This is a genomic window from Flavitalea plasmicola (assembly GCF_030546645.1).
Taxonomy (GTDB): Bacteria; Bacteroidota; Bacteroidia; order Chitinophagales; family Chitinophagaceae; genus Puia.
Genome location: NZ_JAUOTO010000001.1, coordinates 599496 through 614733, shown reverse-complemented (window position 1 = coordinate 614733; position 15238 = coordinate 599496). Strand labels below are relative to the sequence as shown.

General features: G+C 46.3%; 13 protein-coding genes. 12 read left to right on the top strand and 1 reads right to left on the bottom strand.

The window, feature by feature from the left end; translation table 11 throughout:
• Nucleotides 1-60: 60 nt before the first annotated feature.
• The gene (locus tag Q4E93_RS02370) at nucleotides 61-1110 is read right to left on the bottom strand and encodes a ligand-binding sensor domain-containing protein (protein WP_303582483.1); all 1050 of its coding nucleotides are present in this window, start codon (nucleotides 1108-1110) and stop codon (nucleotides 61-63) included.
• Nucleotides 1111-1262: 152 nt separating this feature from the next.
• Between Q4E93_RS02370 and Q4E93_RS02365 the strand changes: the two genes are divergently transcribed.
• From Q4E93_RS02365 to Q4E93_RS02310, 12 genes are all read left to right on the top strand, one after another.
• Complete coding sequence (locus Q4E93_RS02365) at nucleotides 1263-2156, top strand: winged helix-turn-helix domain-containing protein (RefSeq protein ID WP_303582482.1); 894 nt, start codon at nucleotides 1263-1265, stop codon at nucleotides 2154-2156.
• A gap of 403 nt (nucleotides 2157-2559) precedes the next feature.
• Nucleotides 2560-3360 (top strand): polysaccharide biosynthesis/export family protein, encoded by an 801-nt coding sequence (locus tag Q4E93_RS02360; RefSeq protein ID WP_303582481.1) that lies wholly within the window; start codon nucleotides 2560-2562, stop codon nucleotides 3358-3360.
• A gap of 4 nt (nucleotides 3361-3364) precedes the next feature.
• The gene (locus tag Q4E93_RS02355; protein WP_303582480.1) at nucleotides 3365-5776 is read left to right on the top strand and encodes a GumC family protein; all 2412 of its coding nucleotides are present in this window, start codon (nucleotides 3365-3367) and stop codon (nucleotides 5774-5776) included.
• A 2-nt stretch (nucleotides 5777-5778) separates the two neighbouring features.
• The gene (locus tag Q4E93_RS02350) at nucleotides 5779-6618 is read left to right on the top strand and encodes an ABC transporter permease (RefSeq protein WP_303582479.1); all 840 of its coding nucleotides are present in this window, start codon (nucleotides 5779-5781) and stop codon (nucleotides 6616-6618) included.
• Nucleotides 6619-6776: 158 nt separating this feature from the next.
• Nucleotides 6777-7913 carry an ABC transporter ATP-binding protein gene (locus Q4E93_RS02345; RefSeq protein WP_303582478.1) on the top strand — a complete coding sequence of 379 codons (1137 nt, stop codon included), beginning with the start codon at nucleotides 6777-6779 and terminating at the stop codon, nucleotides 7911-7913.
• Nucleotides 7910-9004 (top strand): glycosyltransferase family 4 protein, encoded by a 1095-nt coding sequence (locus Q4E93_RS02340; protein ID WP_303582477.1) that lies wholly within the window; start codon nucleotides 7910-7912, stop codon nucleotides 9002-9004. Before Q4E93_RS02345 ends, Q4E93_RS02340 begins: the two co-directional genes overlap by 4 nt.
• Before the next feature lies 1 nt (nucleotide 9005).
• A complete protein-coding gene (locus Q4E93_RS02335) occupies nucleotides 9006-9944 on the top strand; it encodes a glycosyltransferase family 2 protein (protein WP_303582476.1) in 939 nt (312 codons plus the stop codon).
• Nucleotides 9896-11083 carry a glycosyltransferase family 4 protein gene (locus tag Q4E93_RS02330; protein WP_303582475.1) on the top strand — a complete coding sequence of 396 codons (1188 nt, stop codon included), beginning with the start codon at nucleotides 9896-9898 and terminating at the stop codon, nucleotides 11081-11083. Before Q4E93_RS02335 ends, Q4E93_RS02330 begins: the two co-directional genes overlap by 49 nt.
• A gap of 227 nt (nucleotides 11084-11310) precedes the next feature.
• On the top strand, nucleotides 11311-12372 hold the full coding sequence (locus tag Q4E93_RS02325) for an O-antigen ligase family protein (RefSeq protein ID WP_303582474.1): 1062 nt from the start codon (nucleotides 11311-11313) through the stop codon (nucleotides 12370-12372).
• Nucleotides 12342-13124, top strand: a complete 783-nt coding sequence (locus Q4E93_RS02320; RefSeq protein WP_303582473.1) for a glycosyltransferase family 2 protein — start codon at nucleotides 12342-12344, stop codon at nucleotides 13122-13124. Before Q4E93_RS02325 ends, Q4E93_RS02320 begins: the two co-directional genes overlap by 31 nt.
• Nucleotides 13093-14196, top strand: a complete 1104-nt coding sequence (locus Q4E93_RS02315) for a glycosyltransferase (RefSeq protein ID WP_303582472.1) — start codon at nucleotides 13093-13095, stop codon at nucleotides 14194-14196. Before Q4E93_RS02320 ends, Q4E93_RS02315 begins: the two co-directional genes overlap by 32 nt.
• Nucleotides 14197-14213: 17 nt before the next feature.
• Nucleotides 14214-15206 carry a glycosyltransferase family 4 protein gene (locus Q4E93_RS02310; protein WP_303582471.1) on the top strand — a complete coding sequence of 331 codons (993 nt, stop codon included), beginning with the start codon at nucleotides 14214-14216 and terminating at the stop codon, nucleotides 15204-15206.
• The last annotated feature ends 32 nt before the right edge of the window (nucleotides 15207-15238 follow it).

The window sequence follows — 15238 nt, the reverse complement described above, 5'->3', positions numbered from 1 at the left end:
CAGAAATGATATTGATTAATAATAATTGACAAATGATCTTAAAATCAGCGATACACCTTATTACTGACCGGCCTTACTTCTAAAGTCTGTAAAGGTCTTTCCATCATAACGATGCACCCCATCTCCAGATCCATACCAAATACTTCCATCGTTAGCTTCCAATATCCCCAAAAAACCCATTCTTCCCCCCGACCTGATTTCTGTTACAGTGGGCATTCTATCGTACAAGGACTTTGCATCATAACGTGAAAGTGCCCAGACCTTCGCATTAGGATTTACCTCACCGGTAGTCCAGATGTTTCCTTTTTTATCTTCGATTATTGCATACGCCCCCCTCTGCGACACCTTGGTAAAGGTGCTGCCGTCATAGCGCCAAAGGCCATAGCCAGAAAGGTCATAGCCATTGCCACCGAACCAAATGTTTCCCTTTTTATCTTCGATTATCGACCAAACGTTGGTAAACGCTTTGCCATCTTCGTTTTTTAAAACGGTAAATGTTTTCCCATCATAAACGAACATCTCTTCTCCTTGTGCACCAAACCAAAGCTTGCCGGTGTTATCTTCAAGAAGTAAACGAATATTGTTACTGGGAAATCCATCTTTTATGGTAAAATTTCGAAACGAATTCCCATCGTAACGGCTTGCTCCGAACCAGATATTACCTGCTCTATCTTCATAAATGGACTGCACCACGTCGCTGGCAAGCCCCTCCCTGGTTGTGAAATGCTGAAAGGTTTTCCCATCGTATTTATAAACTCCGGAACCAACGGAAGCGAACCAAAGATTTCCTTTTCGATCTTCCAGGACATCCCAGAAGCTGGAGAAGCGGGGCGAAATTATTTTACCTGTCAGATTGGTGAAAGATGTTCCATCGTATCGAAACACGCTTAAGAAAGAAGCAATCAAAATGTCTCCGTTCCTGGCTTGCCTTACATGCCGAACCATACCCATAGGCACCTTGGTGGTTTCCGCCTCTTTAAGCTGAGACTCGGAGTAATTAGCTCTTTTGGACTTGATATTATCTTGTGGTACGTTTGTTTGGTTTTGTCCACAGGAAGTGTGAAAAAAAACGGACATTAAGAAAAAAACACATACATACACATATTTCATAATTTACTTATTTTATATAGGTAATATTGCACGATCAAATAGCGGTCAATGCAGTGCATTCCTGACCCCGTGAAATTACTTTGATACCTTTCAACGCGGGGGATTTGGATTGTAAATAAAAATGTAACCTTTGTAAATAAAATATTGACACTATGCATCTTAGCCGAAATTTCCTCTTCGGAAAACGCAAATACCTGTTCGGATCGATACTCCTCATGTTTATCTCCATAATCTGTGTAGCTCTCAGAATGGAGGATGGTGACAATTTTGATATTTCCAGAAGGGAAGTTTTACTCCGCCGGATCGGACATGAACTACTTTTACAGTCGGGCGACAGTGTGTCAAGGGTGCTCCCGGTGGATAAGACTGCAGAAAATGAATACCGGATCAGTTTTGAGAATAATCTTACTTTTCGACCGGACTCCCTGGTCAATATTAGCCGGCGTTTACTGGCCCAGGACCCTCTCGCAGGCGATTATGTTGTCAACGTGCTGAACTGCGGCAACGCCAGGGTAGTTTATGGATACGCTATATCAAAAAATAAAAAAGATGATATTATAACCTGTGGAGGAAGAAAGCAGCCCACAGGATGTTACATGATTAACGTTAAATTTAAAAAGTTGACCGTAAATACGGCCAAAAGCTGGATTCTTTTGGGCAGCCTGCCATTTTTAGCATTTGTTGGCTTCCTTTTTTTTAGATCTGCTAAGCCGGAAGCAGCTTTACCTGAGAAGGCTCAGGATACGGATATGATTACTTTGGGCGCCGTTTTGTTTGATGCGAAGAATCGTAAGCTCATCATGAATGGAAAGGCGATAGACTTGACCGGAACTGAAACCCGCGTGCTCCTGATTCTCGCATTGTCTCCTAACGAGACTATAGAGAGAAGCCGGCTTCAAAAAGAGATATGGGAGGATGAGGGTGTTATTGTGGGGCGCAGTCTGGATATGTTCATATCAAAACTTAGAAAAAAATTGGAACTTGATCCAAACATCAAAATTGTTGTTGTACGAGGCAAAGGATATAAGCTTGAAATTAATTCATAGGGGGTTGGCTTAAAACTTTTAGGAAAAGCGCTTTGCCCATATTTGTGAATTTTTGATCAGGGGGGAGACAGCGATGTGCAGAAAAAATTAGGGCAAAATATTTCCGAATATATCTTTTTTATTGTAATTTGAAGAATATTGACTCTCTGATAATTCAGTATCTTCTAGGTCAAACTATTCCTTTCCCAGTATCTTCCTTATTGATTCTCAGTGGTTTACTCAACCCATGAAGACGAAGTATTGATCAGTATAATTGATTGTATCCCCATCTCACCTCGGAAAATGCTTATAACGCAAAAAGAAACGGTCATGGACGTGTAAATAAATTATTTGCCTGGACATATTCCATGTGACTCAGGAAAGCGAAGCTTTGAAAAAAAGTTATAAAAATACCTATACTCCCATGCATTCTATTATTCCCAGAGAACTGGTCATCTTGTTAATGATCCTGGCTTGCATGGCTTCCTGCACCGGCCCCCGGAAAATGGTGTATATGTACGACCTGAAAGACACCTCGGCCGGTAGTATATCAACCGGCATCTATGCGTTCGAATCATTGATACAAAAAAATGATCAGCTGTGGATTACCGTCGGCGGCACCAACCTGGAAGATCTGGTACTGCTCAATTCAGGAAGTGGCATTGTCCAGGGCAGCAATGTAAACCCCATTACTTCCAATGCAACCGTTCAGGCATTGGGGTACCTCGTGGAAGCCGATGGTACTATTAAATTGCCCTTCCTTGATAAAGTAAAGGCAGAAGGGCTCACACGCCTGCAGCTGGAGAGCGTTTTGACAGAGAAGCTGAAAGATTATACAAAGAACCCCGTTGTCAATGTCCGTTTCCTCAACTACAGGGTTACCGTTATGGGAGAGGTGAGTCATCCTGGCAGCTTTACTATTCCCAATGAACGCCTGACTGTATTGGAAGCATTAGGGCTGGCGGGGGACCTGCTTATATTGGGTCGACGGGAGAATGTCCTTGTATTACGTGAAGTCAAGGGAGTCAGGAGTTTCGGCCGGTTGAACCTCCTTTCAAAAGACATCGTTAACTCCCCTTACTATTACCTGAAAACAAATGACGTGGTTTATGTAGAGCCGGCCTCTTCCACCTTCATTGCGCGTGAGCGTATACCACAGTATATCACTATCAGCGCGGCCAGCCTTTCTTTATTGCTGACTATTGTGAACATTACCAGGAAATAAGCCCGTGGCCATTACAGCAAGCAATACTATTCTGGATACTGCAGATGATGAAAGCAAACGACGGTTGTCGCAGGTGCTTTTCCGCATCTGGCCCTATTGGCCGCGGATACTAATCATCCTTGCAGCGGGGGTGGCAGGGGCATTTTTCTACTTGCGTTTTGCCACGCCGTTTTACGAGGCGCACGCTCAAATAGTGGTGAATGATGATTCACAGGAAAAGGACAACAACCCGGCCCCTTCTACTGCGCACCCCGATCAGCGCTTCCAGATATCCGAGGTAGAGAAGCAAACAGAGATCATTCAATCCAGAGGGTTGCTGCAAGCTGTTGTTTCCAAATTGAAATTAAACGTGCAATGGAGCGGAAAAAAAGGCTTGAACACCATTCCCCTGTATCCCCTGCCTCCTGTCACCCTTGAGTTGTATGCCTCCGAAACTATAATACAACCAGTGGAAGGGGCAGTAAAAATTATTCCGGAAAAGAATGAAGTTGAGTTTAACGGCGCCCGTTACCTGGCGGACACGCCGGTGACCTCCATACTGGGAAAATGCCGGTGGCACATCAATAAGGAAATAGCGTGGGCAAAAGAGCCTCTGTTCCTGAAGGTATTGCCATTACCGGATGCTACCCTCCGACTGAAGAAGAGGCTCCAGGTAACTCCAGTAAGCAAGCAATCTCCCATTCTCGATCTCAGTATCATTGATGAAATTGCAGGGCGCGGGGTGCTGATCATGCGCACGCTTCTCGATCTTTATGGTGGCATCAATGTCACTAATAAAAGGAAGCAGCTTGATATAGCGCTTAACTTTATCGATGACCGTCTTCGTCTTGTTGCGCAGGACCTGAGTGGAGTGGAGACTTCCTTGCAGAATTACAAATCAAAGGAAGGCATTACAGACCTTGCTGCGGAAGGACAGATATTCCTGGGACAGGTAAAAGAGAATGACCGCCGGATCAGCGAAATAGACGTTCAGTTGAATGTATTGCAGCAGATAGAGCAATATGTGTCCAGTCGCAATAAAGCCAATGACCCTGTGCCTGCCACACTTGGCCTGTCCGACCAGGTGCTGGTGACTTTGCTGGGCCAACTATTCCAGGATGAATTTGAGCTGGAAAAGCTGCAAAGTTTATCCGGTGGAAATAACCCTCATGTAAAAGTGCTGAAAGATCGCATAGAACAACTAAGGCACAGCATACTGGAAAGCGTTGGAAATCTCCGGATGAGCCTGCAGGCTTCCAGGAAATCATTGCAGACCGATAACGGCAATTTTGACCGGTCGCTGAAGAATATTCCTGCGAAAGAGAAGTCGTTGCTGGATATTACCCGCAATCAAACTATTAAGAATGATCTCTATACTTTTTTGCTGCAAAAACGGGAGGAGACGGCCATCGCCTCCGCGGCCATTGCCCCGAACTATAGCATTATCGAACCATCGGAAGACTATGGGCTGAAAACGCCCCAGCCAATAGTGATCTATGCATTAGGGATTTTGCTGTCTGCTTTCGTGGCTGGATTGTGGATACACAAAAAAGAGTTCGGCAACAGCCGTATCCTGTACAGATCGGAAATAGAAAGCGGGACTGACATCCCGATAATCGGGGAAATTATCTATGAATCTGCCCCCCCGGGAGAAGTGGTCGTGATAGGGCAGGATACCCGCACACTGATAGCGGAACAATTCCGGGAGCTGAGGGCCGGCATTAATTATATGCTGCAATCCGAAGAAAAAGGCAGGGTATTGCTGTTGACTTCTTCCGTGCCAAAAGAAGGGAAAAGTTTTGTATCTATCAATCTGGCTATCAGCTTTGCTTTGTCCGGAAGGAAAACAGCCTTGGTGGAATTCGATCTTTACCGTCCGGCAGTGTGCGCTTATCTGGGGATTGCTTATGATCATGGTATCAGTGACTTTTTTATGGGGCGGTCAACCTTCGCTGAAATATGTCAGCCATACGATAAAGTGGACAACCTGTGGATTGTTCCGGCAGGCACGCTCCTGGCAAATCCGGCCGAACTAATCCTGAACGGGAAACTTCCAATGCTGATGTCCTGTCTGAAGAACGAGTTTGACACAATTATTATTGACTCCCCCTGTGTGGGCATGGTAACAGACCCTAAAATACTGGCCCCCTATTCCAGTGTTGCGCTGTATGTCATCAGGCAAAATTATACGCATCATGGTTTTATTAAATTCATGAACGGGCTGAAAGAGACGGGCAATATGGCCAACCTGCGCATTATTTACAACGGTATTCGGATTAGAAAAGCGCCAGGGCTTGACTATTGGGATAGTTATGGATACAATGGCTTCCGCTATGGACATAAAAACGGCTATACGAAAAAGGAAGTGATAAAAAAAAACGCAAATACGAGCGGGCAAATGGTTATGAGAATCGTAAATAACTTTAAAAACAAATAGCTATGCATACAAGATATGGGTCCATCAATAGAGAAATGCTTATAAAACGTTCGCCCGGCTGGAGGTGGATCGATTGGGAAGAGCTATCACACTACCGGGACTTACTGTACTTTCTAACAATACGGGGCATTCGTGCCCGCTACGCACAGAGCGTTATGGGAGTGAGCTGGGCCATTATTCAGCCACTGGCTACCACTCTTATCTTTACAGTAGTATTTGGAAACTTTGCCAAATTATCATCCGATGGCGCACCGTACCTGCTGTTTAGCTTTTTAGCCATTTTACCGTGGACCTATTTTTCCAGTACCATTACAGACGCTTCGGTCAGTCTGGTTCAGAATAGCCTGCTTATAACAAAAGTATATTTCCCGCGTATGTTTATACCACTTGCGTCGGCCCTTGGTAAATGGCTGGACTTTTCGATTGGGCTGCTGGTGCTGGTGGTGCTGCTGTTCTATTTCAAAGCAGCGCCCGGATGGGAGCTTATTTTTCTCCCGATATTGCTAATAATATTATTTATTGTTTCAGTGGCGCTGGGGCTGCTTTTCTCGGCTATGTCCGTGCAATACCGGGATGTAAAGCATGCAATGCCATTTATCATACAGCTGCTGATGTACCTCGCACCGGTGGTCTATAGTACCCATACCATTCCCCTTGCATGGCAAAAATGGTATGTATTGAATCCCATGGTAGGAGTTGTAGAAGGTTTCAGGGCGATATTCCTCCATCATCCCATGCCGTGGAACTGGATAACGACTGGCTGCGGGGTATCGATCGTTCTGTTCATACTCTCTGCCGCTTATTTCCGGAGAATGGAAAGAGGATTTGCCGATATGGCATAACATACAAAGCAAAAAAAATGAGCGACTGGGCCATCAGAGTAGAAAACCTTTCCAAGCTTTACCGGCTTGGATGCGTTGAGAAGCGGCCAGATACCCTTTTCGGATATTTTTCGGCAGCCGTCAGGTCGCCACTGGACAATTTCCGGAAACTGAGGAGCATGAATCATTTCGAAAACCTCTCCGATAAGAACATATTGTGGGCACTGGACAATATTTCCTTTGAAGTCAGGCAAGGGGAAGCAATGGGCATCATCGGGCATAACGGCGCAGGCAAAAGCACCATCCTTAAGATATTAAGCAAGATCACGGAACCAACTTTCGGAGAAGCGCGGGTAAGGGGCCGGATCTCATCCTTGCTGGAAATCGGTACCGGCTTTCATCCCGACCTTACCGGGCGCGACAATATATATATGAATGGCACTATACTTGGCATGACCAAACGGGAGATCGACAGGAAACTGGACCAGATCATTCATTTCAGCGGGGTGGAAAAGCATGTCGATACATTACTTAAGTTTTATTCTTCCGGAATGAAAGTCCGGCTCGGTTTCTCCGTGGCGGCTTACCTTGAACAGGAAATTATCATGGTTGATGAGGTATTAGCGGTGGGGGACGCCGACTTTCAGAAGAAATGCCTACGAACAATGGAGGATGTCAGCTCACAGGGAAGGACAACCTTATTTATCAGTCATGACCTGGGAGCCATACAGACACTGTGCAAACGCTCTATCCTAATGCAAAACGGGAAATTGATACGTGACGGCGATTCGGCGACTTTGGTTAAAGAATATCTCGAATCGACCGATAATATGCGCAGGCCGCTAAATATGAGGGTCGATAGGACAGGCAAGGGGGAAGTAACTTTCTCCGATATTATACTGGTAGACAATAAAACCAATAAAGCGACGAATACCGTTATATCAGGATCGGACATTTCATTCCTGCTTTATTACAAATCGCACCAGGTTGACTATATATATGACATGGAAATAGAAATCGATATTTCCAACCAAAACCGTGGATTTATTACGTCCCTTAATAATAGGATGACGCATAAATGCCTGCGCGATCTTCCCGGCGAAGGGGTCGTCGAATGCAATATTGAAAAATTCCCGCTGTTGTCCGGAAAATACAGGATAGACATCTATCTGAATATCAATGGCGGATACTGTGATGGAATAAAAGATGTGCTCTTTTTGGAAGTCATCAATTTTGATCAATATAAGTCCGGCTTCGGTCATGCCCAGGGAAGAGGCGGCGTATTGATGCAGCAGCAATGGAAAATCAGGGAATGATAAGGATAGTTGTCATCAGCCCTTACCTCTTCCGGCTGCATAGGGGAATTGAACGGGGTACGTATTCATTGGCCAACAAACTTGCCCGGCGGGGCGTCAGGGTAACCATTTATTCCTGGTCTGCTCCCCGCAGTCCGGTGAATTGGGGCCGCTGGCATCCCGGCATAAAAATACGTACTGTCCCTTCCGTCAGGTACCTACAGTCTTTACTGGCAAGCTGGTTCTATAAAATATGGTTGAGAATGGACAAGCCGGATGTTGTCATATTGAACTTCTTATATCACGGCGAACATCGACTGCCTGCGCACCATAAATTCCTTTATATTCTCCATACACTCGCTTCAGGAGTGCCCGGCAGGTATCGTTTTATCCGCCAGCAGATCCGACGGTTTCCATCCATGGAATTTGTTGCGGTCTCCGAAATGGTAAAACGGGAAGCAATGCCCTACCTTGGTGACCGGAAAATAACTGTCATCCACAATGGGGTGGACACGGAGTTGTTTGTTCCTGCCGACAACCAGGCGGCGAATGATGCGGACCATATAAAGATCATCACCGCGGCTGCATTGGACGAGCAAAAAGGGATCCATCACATCATCAAATTGCTGGGGTCACTATCCGAAGAGGACAGAAGGCATTATAAATATGACATATACGGAGATGGACATTATAAAGATGCATTGCAGTCGCTTATCAGGCAACTCCATCTTGAAAAAGTGGTGGCATTAAAACAGGCGGTCAATAATCTTCATGAAGTTTTGCCCCGGTACGATCTCTTTTGCCTGATGAGCGAAGCAGAAGCGATGGGGATGGCGGCGCTGGAAGCGATAGCATGCGGTCTGCCAGTGCTGACCTCTGATTGCCCCGCCTTTAAAGAATTTATTACCCCGGATATCGGGTTGACGGTGAGCTGTGCGGATTCCAGGCAGATCATGGAATTCATCAACGATTGTAAAAGCAAGCGTCGTGAAAATAATTGGTCCCATGCGGCAAGAGAAAGATCATTACAATTCAGCTGGGATGTGGTAGCCGATAAATACCTGGCGCAGTTGCGGCGTATAAAACAACTGCCCGGCACAGGAGGGTTTTAAAATGAATCTAACAGTTCTGATATGCACTTATAACCGGGGCAATTTGATCTATGGCACGCTGCAATCATTGATCGAGGAGCAGGAACTACCACCGGATGAGATCGTAGTAGTGAACGGAGGCGGCCCCAATGATTGTTTCGCTGCGGTGGAGTATTGGAGAGCTAGGTTTCCCGGATTAAAACATATTAAGACAAAGAATATAAATCTTGCCGCCAGCCGCAATATTGGCCTGTCTCATTGTTCTGGCGCCATTGTACTGCAAACGGATGACGATGCACGTCCATTTCCGGACTGGGTAAAACGAATGAAGGAAGCACATGAGAAATTTCCCAATGCCGGTGTGATAGGGGGTGAAGTAGTAGACGCTTCCGGGCGGGGATTGCTTTTTACCGTGGCAGGCGCCGTGACATTTCCCTGGTACGGCAGCATAAAGGAGGTGAGAACGGTGCCTGGTGTTAACGCATCCTATAAAAAAGAGTTGATTGAGCAGGTGGGCGATTATAATACTGCTTTGTTTCGTGGAGAGGATGTTGATTATAACTGGCGGGCCATTAAAGCCGGTTGGAAAATCCTCTATGTCCCTGGCATCTGCGTGTACCATTGCCATAGGCCCACCTGGACGGGCCTGCTGTACCAGCACTTTATGTATGGTAGGGCCTATTACCTGGTCCGCCGCCAATGGCCTGATATGTATTCCGTATACCCAAGATCTTTTCGGTCGGCGAGGGATTTAGCGCGGATGATCTACTTTCTCATCTCGCCGGTACACAATTCAATTATCAGGCTGAAGCGCATAAAAGGATGGGCAAACAGGCTATTTGCGTTCTTACCGGCGATAGGGGTTGGTTATATGTGGATGACCGGGGTGTTTGTACAATTGTTTCAAACTTTATGCAAAAACGTATTCTTTTTTGGTCGGCATCCTATGCGCCTGTTTTAGGGGGGGTGCAGACGATCGTATCGCAGTTGGCGACAGGCCTGCAGAAAAGGGGATATATCGTACAGGTGCTTACCGACAGGACGCCCACAACGCTGCCGCATTTTGAAATTATCGAAAATGTACCAGTCCTCCGTTACCGTTTTTTTCACCCGGTGAGATCCATTGGCTCATTAAGGGAGGCATTGCTCGCCTGTTATAGTATTATCCTTTTCCCAGTCAGGTTTTTTCAACTGTGGCATTTTATCCGCGGATTCAGACCCGATGTGATAAACGTTCATTTCCCCGGCCAGCAGATCTGGTATATAGGCCTGCTTCAGAAATGGCTCATAAAAAATAAATGGGTGATCAGCCTGCATGGACATGATATCCTCCGCTTCTTCAAGACGGGAGAAAATAATGGTGACGTCCTGAGGAAAGGCAATTTGCCGTTGCCCGAAAGGATCAAACTAAATGTATTAAGCCGCCGTTTGCGGCATGCATACGCGGTTACGGCCTGCTCCGGTTATTTACTGAATATGGCTGGAAAAATACCGGGTCAAAAGGAATTCAATGGGCAGGTAGTATATAATGGAATTGATTTTCTCCGGTTTTCCGGGAGTAAAAGCAGGCTCATAAAAAGTGGCTATATTATCGCCCTGGGGCGGCTGGTTCATGCAAAAGGGTTTGACATGCTGGTTCAGGCATTTGCAAGATTACCCGAAACCATACAACAGCAATATCTCCTTGTAATTGCCGGAACCGGACCGGAAAAATCAACACTGGAACGGCTGGCTATTGAGACAGGCATACGGAGCAGATTGCGGCTTTATGGCAGGGCATCTCAATTGGAAGTGACGTCTTTACTGCAACATGCCGCACTGGCGGTAATCCCTTCAAGGCAGGAGCCATTCGGCATTGCCCTTCTGGAAGCGATGGCGGCAGGTTGTAAGGTAATTGCCACCAACGTTGGCGGAATGCCGGAGATCGCCGGGCATGGTAATGTTCTTCTCTGTGAACCGACAACCACGGCCCTTTCAGCAGCAATGCAAAACCTGCTTTCGGATCAAATGCCCATTCTCAACCCTGGTAACGGTACTATGAATGATATATTTACCGAGGAAACTATGTTGAAAAAATATGAGGATATATTTCTGCGCTGATATCTAAACTTGCAGGAGGCGGAGAGCCCCTGGACCATCCGGTGAACACACTGAAATTATTCCTGGCATTATTTGTACTGCTCGGCGCCTGCCTGATCGTTTTGGGGGGGCGGGTCAAATTATTATTCTGGATGGGCGTGCTGCTGATGTTTTCAAGGCAAATCGACTTTCCTTATTTCGGCGATCTTGAACCAAGTACAATTATTCTCTGCGTTACCGCGCTATTGATGCTTCCTGAGATTTCCAGGTATCTTATCCGACATTATCCGTTGCAGCTATTGGCGCTGGGGGTTGGTTTGCTGATGACATTTCAGCCTGGCAATCAGGTGCAGAGCGCCTGGATATGGTCGTTTACATTGTTTTCTGTCTACATGATGTGTGCGTTGGCCTATTTGTTCATCAAAACGGTGGCGGATCTGGAAAGGCTGTCTACTATTTTTATAGTTATCTGCGTTGTAATTGCTACGACAGCGGTAATGGCTTATGCCGGCTTCGCCGATGGGGTCATTATACTTTCGGACAACACTCCCTTGAATCCGGATGACGATGCAGTTGTTTATAGCCGCACTTATGGCATATCTTATTCCAATACTGTAAATGGGTTTACGCCTATTTCGCTTATTTTCTTATACTCCAAAAAATGGCCGAAAGCAATCAAAGTTATCCTGTTTGCCGTCATTGCCGCCAGTGTATTTATTTCATTAAAGCGACTGGCTTATATATCCCTCATCCTATCGCTCCTGTACATCATTTTCCGGGAAGGAAAAAGGCCGCAATGGAAATTACTGCTGCTTTTCTCTCTGTTGACTGCATCCGGAATATTCTTTTTCGGCCATACCATTGTCGAACGCTTCCAGGATACAGGTAATGCATTATCGGGAGAACAGTCACCCGACAATACCAGGACCATCCTGATTGAATACGGCTGGAAACAGTTCATGAAATCGCCTTTTTTGGGATCCGGCAGCGGCAGGGTTATCTACGTACACAATGGTTATTTGGAAATACTTGTCAACCTGGGCCTGATGGGACTGCTAATTCTGGTCCCCTGGGTGTATAAGCCGATGCGATCCTTCTTCCGACACCATCATTACAGGCAACGGGACTGGGCGGCAGGCTGTCTCATTTACCTGGTTACGCTTTTTCTCTTTGAAGCAGTCCTGAACCGGCTTGACCTGTTCTGGATATTCGGGTTGCTGCTTGCAGGGTTCGAATGCGCCAGGCGACTTGAAGAGGTGGGAGATAAAAACAAAGCTATATGGAGAAAAGACAAATTGGCCTTACAGTGATCATCCCGACGTACAATGCGGCCGATTACCTCGACCGCTTGCTGAAAATTGTCGTACCCTGGGCCGATGAAGTGATCGTATGTGATTCTTTCAGCACCGATAATACACCGGAGATCGCATTTTCAAACAATGCCATGGTATTCCAGCACAAATACATCAATTCCGCTAGTCAGAAGAACTGGATCATCCCGCAAGCATCTCATCCCTGGGTCTTTATTATTGATTCGGACGAATTGCCAGAGCCCGGATTGTTGAAGGAGATCGATGCGTTTTTGGGTAATGTGCCGGATGATGTGCAGATGGCCTTTATGCCGAGAAAGAATATGATCTGGGGCGAATTGCCGGGCAAGGGGGTCAATTATCCTGATTACCAAGCGAGGTTATTCCATAGGAATTATGGCAGGTACCCCGATAAGGAAGTGCACGCTCAGCTGGAAGTACCGGGCAGGCACATTTATCTCAATAACGCACTTATTCATGATGACTTCAAGACCATCCACACGTGGTGGTTGCGAAACGACCGTTATTTCAGGTATGAGCTGAAAGAATTGCTGAAACAACGGAAGAAATGGAGCTTCAGGCTGCAATATATAAAGCCGGTGTATGTTTTTTTGAAAGTATATTTTCGGAACAGAATGTTCCTGCATGGATTCAAAGGTTTATTTGTATCCTTCCATTGGGCGGTGTATTACTTTTTTGTGGGGGCATACCTGTATGAATATGAACACAAAAACCCTGCTGATCCTTACTGATGGCGATTTTGTTGGAGGAGCCGAGACCAACTACACCTTCATTCTTCCAATCCTGAAAGAACATGGATGGCGGCCGGTCTTCGTCACTTCGGGTGATAAAAATATCAGTGAATACTTCAGCCGGCAGCAATTGCAGGTAGAGGTATTCCCGGGGTTCAGCAAATATTTTTCTTTTACGGTAAATGGCAGGGTATCGCTGGTCAACATCTTTCGTACCTGGCTGTCATTGAGGAAAAACCGGATAGTATTGAAGGGACTGTTTAAAAAATACCAGCCATTGGTCATTGTTTCCAATTCAATGGTGTCGCATTGGCTGCTATCAGCCGTCGGAAGCGGCGTTTCCTGCAAAAGAATAATGCACCTCCATGATATCATTGATACCCGCAAGGTCTTCGGCTTATATGGAAGGGGGCTCAACCATATTGCCAGTAAAATGGACTCGATTATTGTAGTATCGGATGCTGTCAAAGAAAGACTATCATCCAGCTTGGGCTACAAAGCCGTAAAAATTTATAACCCGATGAAGGCAACCGGCTTACCGTCTAAGCCACTCTCAAAGCCGATGCGGATCGGTATGTTCGCCCGTTATACGGAATGGAAGGGACACTGGGATTTCCTTTATCTGGCCAAAGCGCTATCAGGCCCTGAGTATGAATTCGTCAGTTATGGGAATACCACGGGAAATGAAGCTTATTTCCGGCGACTGCAGGCGTTTGCCAGTTCCCTGCCCAATGCTTCCCATATTCATTTGAACGGGTTCTGTTATAATGTAACAGCGGAAATGGCCAAATGTGATCTTATCCTGCAGTTATCTATACTTCCCGAGCCCTTCTCCAGGATTATGATAGAATCGAATGCCTGCAGGGTGCCTGTTTATGCCTATGATGGAGGCGGAGTGCAGGAATTGTTCCGCGAATTATCCCTGGCGGGGCTGTTAATACCCCAGGGTGATCTGCACGCGATGATCGACGCCATAAAAAGCGCCGATAAAAGAACATTTGTTTTTCCTGATCTGAGGGAAATAAGCCCGGACAACTATTTTGCCCGGTTTGAAAAAGTACTTGTCGGATAACCCTTTACTTTTAAAATGTGGCTGTCAAACGAATTCTATTTGTACACAATGCCATGACTTCCTTTGTTCGCATTGACATGGATATATTGTCCCGTCATTACGAAGTGGAGGAGCTGTATCTTCGGAGGAGATACAGGCTGAACCCGTTTGCAATTTGGAGAGCCGTATCCCGGAATGATCTGGTATTCGCATGGTTTGCATCCTGGCATAGCCTGCTGCCTGTCTGTTTTGCATCTTTGCAGCACACCCATTCGGTCTTGATCACGGGTGGTTATGATACCGCCAATGTTCCCCTGGCAGGTTACGGCAACCAGCGAAACGGCTGGAAGAGAATAATCACCAACTTCCTGTTGCATAGAGCAAGCCGTCTTATATGCAATTCCAATTATGCCAGCAAGGAAGCAGTTGAGAGGGCTCGCATTACGCCTGAGAAAATAAGTATGGTTTATCATGGAATACCTGACCGGCATTTTCCGGATACGCCCAAAAAAAAAATGGCGTTGAATGTTGGAAATGTGCTTAAAGAAAACCTTAAGCGCAAGGGGATTGAACCTTTCCTGGCCGCAGGCGCCCTGCTCCCTTCTTACCTGTTTATACAGGTGGGGCAATGGAAAGATGACAGCCATCAGCTATTGAAGAGATACCTTGGCGCCAACGTCGAGCTGAGGGGATTTGTGAGCGAAGAAGAGCTAAACACCTTGTTTTCAGAAAGCCGGGTATATATTCAGCCCTCCCTCCACGAGGCATTTGGCCTGAGCGTGGTGGAGGCCATGCAGGCAGGGTGCATACCGCTGGTTTCCCGTTATGGGGCTTTGCCGGAGGTAGTGGGCGAGTTCGGCATCTTGCTGGACGATACGAGTCCCGAAGCCATTGTAAGGGGGATCAGCGAGGCGGAAAATTGCAGGCACGAGCCTTCCGATATCCGGCAGTTTGTATTGAATAAGTACACTATTGCCTCCAGGGAGGAGGGTTTGTTAAAATGCATTGGCCAGCTTGCTTCATCCAAATAATGGACAGCGTAAAGGCATCGCCGCAATCAAAG

Excerpts from the sequence above, each read along its gene's own strand:
- Q4E93_RS02325 (WP_303582474.1), top strand. The coding sequence starts at position 11,311 with ATGCTTCCTGAGATTTCCAGGTATCTTATCCGACATTATCCGTTGCAG.
- Q4E93_RS02345 (WP_303582478.1), top strand. The coding sequence starts at position 6,777 with ATGAATCATTTCGAAAACCTCTCCGATAAGAACATATTGTGGGCACTG.
- Q4E93_RS02335 (WP_303582476.1), top strand. The coding sequence starts at position 9,006 with ATGAATCTAACAGTTCTGATATGCACTTATAACCGGGGCAATTTGATC.
- Q4E93_RS02315 (WP_303582472.1), top strand. The coding sequence starts at position 13,093 with ATGAACACAAAAACCCTGCTGATCCTTACTGATGGCGATTTTGTTGGA.
- Q4E93_RS02330 (WP_303582475.1), top strand. The coding sequence starts at position 9,896 with ATGCAAAAACGTATTCTTTTTTGGTCGGCATCCTATGCGCCTGTTTTA.
- Q4E93_RS02370 (WP_303582483.1), bottom strand. The coding sequence starts at position 1,110 with ATGAAATATGTGTATGTATGTGTTTTTTTCTTAATGTCCGTTTTTTTT.
- Q4E93_RS02365 (WP_303582482.1), top strand. The coding sequence starts at position 1,263 with ATGCATCTTAGCCGAAATTTCCTCTTCGGAAAACGCAAATACCTGTTC.
- Q4E93_RS02340 (WP_303582477.1), top strand. The coding sequence starts at position 7,910 with ATGATAAGGATAGTTGTCATCAGCCCTTACCTCTTCCGGCTGCATAGG.
- Q4E93_RS02360 (WP_303582481.1), top strand. The coding sequence starts at position 2,560 with ATGCATTCTATTATTCCCAGAGAACTGGTCATCTTGTTAATGATCCTG.
- Q4E93_RS02350 (WP_303582479.1), top strand. The coding sequence starts at position 5,779 with ATGCATACAAGATATGGGTCCATCAATAGAGAAATGCTTATAAAACGT.
- Q4E93_RS02320 (WP_303582473.1), top strand. The coding sequence starts at position 12,342 with ATGGAGAAAAGACAAATTGGCCTTACAGTGATCATCCCGACGTACAAT.